This window comes from Arenimonas sp., from assembly GCF_036275555.1.
Taxonomy (GTDB): domain Bacteria; phylum Pseudomonadota; class Gammaproteobacteria; order Xanthomonadales; family Xanthomonadaceae; genus Arenimonas.
In genome coordinates this window covers 63,735-70,276 of the sequence record NZ_DASUDO010000010.1, presented here as the reverse complement: position 1 = coordinate 70,276, position 6,542 = coordinate 63,735, and the positions used below count along the sequence as shown (strand labels likewise).

6 protein-coding genes are annotated in these 6,542 nt (G+C 69.7%); 4 read left to right on the top strand and 2 right to left on the bottom strand.

Features of this window, described 5'->3' with window-relative positions; translation table 11 throughout:
- The 4 genes from VFV21_RS03475 to VFV21_RS03460 all read left to right on the top strand — a co-directional run.
- Positions 1-1,074 (top strand): aminotransferase class III-fold pyridoxal phosphate-dependent enzyme (locus VFV21_RS03475; protein WP_329668095.1); only part of this gene is annotated, 1,074 nt, incomplete at its 5' end.
- Between the two features lie 46 nt (positions 1,075-1,120).
- Positions 1,121-2,236, top strand: a complete 1,116-nt coding sequence (gene ald / locus VFV21_RS03470; RefSeq protein WP_329668094.1) for an alanine dehydrogenase — start codon at positions 1,121-1,123, stop codon at positions 2,234-2,236.
- A 96-nt stretch (positions 2,237-2,332) separates the two neighbouring features.
- Positions 2,333-3,829: a CoA-acylating methylmalonate-semialdehyde dehydrogenase gene (locus VFV21_RS03465; protein WP_329668093.1), complete on the top strand. Its 1,497-nt coding sequence runs from the start codon at positions 2,333-2,335 to the stop codon at positions 3,827-3,829.
- Between the two features lie 120 nt (positions 3,830-3,949).
- Complete coding sequence (locus tag VFV21_RS03460) at positions 3,950-4,336, top strand: hypothetical protein (protein ID WP_329668092.1); 387 nt, start codon at positions 3,950-3,952, stop codon at positions 4,334-4,336.
- Position 4,337: 1 nt separating this feature from the next.
- On the opposite strand, the gene msrA is transcribed toward VFV21_RS03460, so the two are convergent.
- Positions 4,338-4,964, bottom strand: coding sequence for a peptide-methionine (S)-S-oxide reductase MsrA (gene msrA, locus VFV21_RS03455; RefSeq protein ID WP_329668091.1), 627 nt, complete (start codon positions 4,962-4,964; stop codon positions 4,338-4,340).
- A 78-nt stretch (positions 4,965-5,042) separates the two neighbouring features.
- Positions 5,043-6,497, bottom strand: coding sequence for a wax ester/triacylglycerol synthase family O-acyltransferase (locus VFV21_RS03450; protein WP_329668090.1), 1,455 nt, complete (start codon positions 6,495-6,497; stop codon positions 5,043-5,045).
- Positions 6,498-6,542: the final 45 nt, after the last annotated feature.

The window sequence follows — 6,542 nt, the reverse complement described above, 5'->3', positions numbered from 1 at the left end:
GACCAGGCCTTCAAGGCGGCCGAGGCGATCGCCGCCATGGCGCCCGGCGACCTCAACAAGGTGCTGTTCTGCAACTCCGGCTCGGAGGCCGCCGACACCTCGCTGAAGGTGGCGCTGGCCTACCACCGCGCCCGCGGCGAGGGCCACCGCAACGTGTTCATCGGCCGCGAGCGCGGCTACCACGGCGTCGGCTTCGGCGGCATGAGCGTGGGCGGCATTCCCGCCAACCGCAAGGCCTACGGCACGGCGCTGCTGCCGCGCGTGGACCACATGCGCTTCATCCACGACCCGGCCAACGCCTACATCCACAACCAGGAGCCGGAGTCGAAGGAAGACTTCCTGCTGGAGCTGGAAAACCGCATCCTGCCGCTGCACGACCCGAGCAACGTCGCCGCGGTCATCGTGGAGCCGGTGGCCGGGTCCGCCGGCTGGTACATCCCGCCCAAGGGCTACCTCAAGCGCCTGCGCGAGATCTGCGACAAGCACGGCATCCTGCTGATCTTCGACGAGGTGATCACCGGCTTCGGCCGCGTCGGCAAGGCCTTCGCGGCCCAGCGCTTCGGCGTCACGCCGGACATGATCACCACCGCCAAGGGCCTGACCAACGGCGCGGTGCCGATGGGCGCGGTGTTCGCCAGCGGCAGGATCCACGACGCCTTCATGCACGGGCCGGAGGGCGCGATCGAGCTCTTCCACGGCTACACCTATTCCGGCCACCCGCTGGCCTGCGCCGCCGCGCTGGCCACCCTGGACACCTACCAGGAAGAGAACCTGTTCGAGAAGGCGATCGAGCTGGGCGGCTACTGGGAGGACGCCATCCACGCCCTGAAGGGGCTGCCGAACGTGGTCGACATCCGCAACTACGGCCTGATCGGGGCCGTGGAGCTGGCCGCGCGCGAGGGCGCCCCGGGTTCACGCGGCTACGACGCCTTCCAGCGCGCCTTCCACGAGCAGAACCTGATGGTGCGCTGCACCGGCGACGTGCTGGCCCTGTCCCCGCCCCTGATCCTGCAAAAAGAGCACATCGACCGGATTTTCGACCGCTTGGCCGCTACCATACGCGCCACCGCCTGACCGGGCGGAAGAACCCAAGAACAGACCGCCCCGGGAGGGCAGCTCCATGCTTATCGGCGTCCCCAAGGAAATCAAGAACCACGAGTACCGCATCGGCCTCACCCCGGCCGGCGCGCGCGAACTGACCAGCCAGGGCCACCAGGTCATCGTGCAGCGCGACGGCGGCAAGGCCATCGGCCTCACCAACGAGATGTACGAGAAGGCCGGCGCGAAGATCGTCGACAGCGCCGAGGAGATCTTCCAGCGCGCCGACATGATCATCAAGGTCAAGGAGCCGCAGCCGGTGGAGTGCGCGATGCTGCGCCCCGGCCAGCTGCTCTACACCTACCTGCACCTGGCGCCGGACCCGGACCAGACCAAGGCCCTGGTGAAGTCGGGCGCCACCTGCATCGCCTATGAAACCGTCACCGACCGCAAGGGCGGCCTGCCGCTGCTGGCGCCGATGTCGGAAGTAGCCGGCCGCATGTCCATCCAGGCCGGCGCGCATGCGCTCGAGAAGGCCCAGGGCGGCTCCGGCGTGCTGCTGGGCGGCGTGCCGGGCGTGAAGCCGGCCGAAGTGCTGGTGATCGGCGGCGGCGTGGTCGGCATCAACGCCGCACGCATGGCCATGGGCCTCAACGCCCGCGTCACCATCCTCGACCGCTCGCTCGACCGCCTGAAGTACCTCGACGAGCTCTACGGCGACAAGATCACCACGCTCTACTCCACCCTCGACGCGATCGAGGAGCTGCTGCCGCAGTCCGACCTCGTGATCGGCGCCGTGCTGATCCCGGGCGCGGCCGCACCCAAGCTGGTGTCGCGCAAGCAGCTGGGCCTGATGAAGCCGGGCTCGGTGCTGGTGGACGTCGCCATCGACCAGGGCGGCTGCTTCGAGACTTCGAAGGCCACCACCCACCAGAACCCGACCTACGAAGTGGACGGCATCATCCACTACTGCGTCGCCAACATGCCGGGCGGCGTCGCCCGCACCTCGACCTTCGCGCTCACCAACGCCACCCTGCCCTACGCCGTGAAGCTGGCAAACAAGGGCGCGGCGGCGATGCTGGACGACGAGCACCTGCTCAATGGCCTGAACGTGCATGCGGGCAAGATCACGTACGAAGCGGTCGCCAAGGACCTGGGCTACGACTACGTGCCCGCCGCCAAGGCGCTGCAGGCCTGATCCACCGGTAGGAGGGCCTTCAGGCCCGAAGCTTTTCGCTGAGAAGCTTCGGGCCTGAAGGCCCTCCTACATTCAACCTAAAGCTCCGGGGGGACCATGAAGCGCATTCATCACTTCATCAACGGCCAGCCCACCCCCGGCACCGGCGATCGCCTCGGCGACGTCTTCGACCCCGCCACCGGCCAAGTGCAGGCGCAGGTCGCGCTGGCGTCTGCCGCAGACGTCGACGCCGCGGTGTCCGCTGCCCAGGCCGCCTTCCCCGCCTGGGCCGCCACCACGCCGCTCAACCGCGCGCGCATCCTGTTCAAGTTCAAGGAGCTGCTGGAGAGGCAAGCGGACGAGATCGCGGCATGCATCACCTCCGAGCACGGCAAGGTGCTGGCCGACGCCCGCGGTGAGTTGACGCGTGGCCTCGAAGTGGTCGAGTTCGCCTGCGGCGCTCCGCACCTGCTCAAGGGCGAGCACTCGATGAACGTCGGCCGCGACGTCGATTCGTACACCGAATACGCGCCGCTGGGCGTGGTGGCCGGCATCACGCCGTTCAATTTCCCGTGCATGGTGCCGATGTGGATGTTCCCGGTGGCCCTGGCCTGCGGCAACACCTTCGTGCTCAAGCCCTCCGAGCGCGACCCGGGCACGCCGATGATCCTGGCGCGGCTGCTGAAGGAGGCGGGGCTGCCCGATGGCGTCTTCAACGTGGTGCACGGCGACAAGGACGCGGTGGACGCGCTGCTGGACGACCCGCGCGTGCAGGCGGTGAGCTTCGTCGGCTCCACGCCCATCGCCGAATACCTCTATGCCCGCGGCTGCGCCAACGGCAAGCGCGTGCAGGCGCTGGGCGGCGCGAAGAACCACATGGTGGTGCTGCCCGACGCCGACCTCGAGGGCGCGGCGAATGCGCTGCTGGGCGCCGGCTACGGCTCGGCCGGCGAGCGCTGCATGGCGATCTCGGTGGCGGTCTGCGTCGGCGACGCCACCGCCGATGCGCTGGTGGCCAAGCTCAAGCCGATGGTCGAAGCGCTGCGCGTGGGACCGGGCGGCCGGGGCGATCCCGACATGGGCCCGCTGGTCACCGGGGCGCACCGCGACAAGGTGCGCGGCTACGTGGACGCCGGCGTGGCCGAGGGCGCAACGCTGGTGGTGGACGGCCGCGGCCTGCAGGTCGCGGGCGCCGAGGCGGGCTTCTTCCTCGGCGGCTGCCTGTTCGACCGCGTCACGCCGGACATGCGCATCTACCGCGAGGAAATCTTCGGGCCGGTGCTGTGCGTGGTCCGCGTGCCGGACTTCGAGGCGGCGCTGGCCCTGGTCAACGCGCATGAATACGGCAACGGCACCGCGGTGTTCACCCGCGACGGCGAGGCGGCGCGGCAGTTCGCGCACCGCGTGCAGGCGGGCATGGTCGGCATCAACGTGCCGATCCCGGTGCCGATGGCCTTCCACAGTTTCGGCGGCTGGAAGCGTTCGCTGTTCGGGCCGCTGCACGTGCACGGGCCCGACGGCATCCGCTTTTACACGCGGCTCAAGACGGTCACGGCGCGCTGGCCCACCGGCGTGCGCGCGCAGGCCGAGTTCACGATGCCAACGATGAAGTGAGGGCTGGCGGAACTCCTACCCGCCGCCGCGGCGATGCGCTGACTACAGCGCGCACCCGCCCGCCTAGCCTGAGTCCAGCCCGCGCGCTCCGCACGGGCACCCACGGACCAGGAGACTGCCATGAAGTTTGGACTAGGACTGCTGTTCACCGGCCTCGTCGTCGCGGCCGCGGCGCTTGCCCCCGCCCCGGCGCGCGCCGACGCCAGCCACGACTGCACCCGGGGCTGCTACATCATCACCTGCAACGAAGAGGTCTGCGCCACCTGGCGCTGCGATGACAAGGGCTGCCGACTGCTCAACACCTTCTATCGCAACTTCGAGGACCTCTCGCCCAACCGCGCCGGCAAGCGCACCGCGCCGGTGACCCCGGACATCGCCCACGCCCGCGTCTGCCCGGCCGGCAAGCCCTGCGAGGTTTACGAACTGACTGCCGACGGCGCGCTGCACCTTGGCAGCTTCGACAACGTCGACGACGTGGTGCAGGACCGCCGCGGGCAGCGCCGCTGACTCAGCGCAGCTTGTCGGGGAAGGACTGCACCAGCTTGGCCACCTTGGGCAGCGACACGAACCGGATGTAGGGCTGCCCGGGGTTCTTCGCCGCATAGTCGTGGTGGTAGGCCTCGGCCACGAAGAAGGCTTCGAGCGGCTCGATGCGGGTGGCCAGGCGGGCGGCGAACACGCCGGAGGCGTCGAGCTGGGCCAGGTAGGCGCGCGCCACCTGCTCCTGCCCGGCGTCGAGCGGGAACAGCGCCGAGCGGTACTGCGGGCCGACGTCGTTGCCCTGGCGGTCCTTCTGGGTCGGGTCGTGCGCGACCGCGAAGAAGACCTTGAGCAGCTGGCCGTAGCTGAGCTGCATCGGGTCGTACAGGATGCGGATGGCCTCGGCGTGCCGGGTCTCGCCGCTGCACACGGCCTTGTAGTTGGCGGTGTCGGCGTCGCCGCCGGCGTATCCCGGCACTACGTCCGTGACGCCGGCCAGCTGGCGGTAGACCGCCTCGGTGCACCAGAAACAGCCGCCGGCGAGGATGGCCTCGCCGCGGTCCGCGGGCGTGGGCACGTCGACGGCGGGATCGGGGACTTTCGCGGGCGGCACCCGAAGTCCGGTGCCGGGGAGGTCGCAGCTGGGGTCGGCCATGTCAGGACTCCATCGGGGCCTGCAGCTTGCCCCCGTGCGTGCGAACCGGGCGCGAAGGCGGCCGGCGCGCGGGGCCGCTCAGGTCAGCTCCACCATCAGCGCGTCGGCGGCCTCGGCGCAGAACTCGCCTTCCCACTTCGCCATCAGCGCCAGGTACAGCAGCTTCTCGAATTCGGGGCGGAAGCGGCGGATCACAGAATCCGGGTCCGGCATCAGCTTGGCGTCGGCGATCAGGCCGAAGTGCACGGCGCCGTTGTAGCTGAGGATGGAAATGCCCAGGCCAATCGAGCCAGTCTGCGGCACCCAGAACATCAGGTCGGTGATCTTGCTGCCGCCGAAGTAAAGCGGCATCTGCGGGCCCGGCACGTTGGTGGCGACGGCCGAGGCCTTGCGGCTGAACATCTCCAGTGCAAAGGCCTGCACCGCCGGCGGCGCCATGCCCACCGCCGCCAGCGCGCCGAAGGTGGCCACGGCCTGGCGCGACTTGCGCAGCACTCTCATGCAGGCGGCGATGCGCTCGAGCCGGCGCATCGGGTTGGCCTCGCCCACCGGCAGTTCCAGGAACACGAGGCCGAAGTGGTTGCCCAACTGCTTGGCATGCTCCAGCGGCCGCAGGTTCACCGGCACGGTGGCGCGGATGGTGATGCCGTCGAGCTGCTCGCCGCGCTCGAGCATGTAGCTGCGCAGCGCACCGGTGGCCGAGGCCAGCAGGATGTCGTTGACGGTGCAGCGCAGCGCGCGGCTGACCGACTTCACTTCCTCCAGCGGCAGCCGCTCGGCCCAGGCCACGCGCTTGCTCACGCCCAGCCGGCCCTTGAGCACGGTCTCGGGGTCGTCCGACAGCGACAGCGCCAGGCCGACTTCCTTGGCGATGTCCACGCCCTCGGTGGCCAGCACCGCGGCCAGGGTCGGGTCGCGGTAGATGTCCATGCCCTTCTCGAGCATCTTGCCGCCCAGCTGCATGTAGCGGTCGATGGCGCCGACGCGCTGCGCCACCGGGGCGTGCTCTTCCTTCTTGAGCCAGCGCTTGGCCAGCGCGGCCTTTCGCTTGGGGTTCTCGCCCATCTCGGTCAGCGACAGCAGCACCTGCACCAGCGCGATGCCGTCGGCGTAGCAGTGGTGGATGCGCGAGATCAGCGCGGAGCCGCCGCCGAACTTCTCGACCAGGTGGAACTGCCAGAGCGGCTTGGTCTTGTCGAGCGGCGTGGACGCCATCTGGCTGGTCAGGCGCTCGAGCTCGCGCTTGCCGCCCTTGCCCGGCAGCGCGGTCAGGCGCACGTGCCAGTCGAGGTCGAAGTCGGCGTCGTCCTGCCAGAACGCGCCGGTGGGCGTGTCCACCGCCTTCTGCCGGAAGCGCGGGTAGGCCAGGAACTTGGTTTCGATGACCTTGCGCAGCGTGCGGATGTCGAGCGGCGTCTCGAACATCATCACGCCGGTGATCATCATCAGGTTGGTGGGCCGCTCCATGCGCAGCCAGGCGGTGTCCACCCGCGACATCGGCGACTTGCGGATCCTGGTGCGCGCCTCGGCCATGTCCCCTCCCCGGTGAGGGGTCAGGATGCCGCCTGCGGCGCGCGG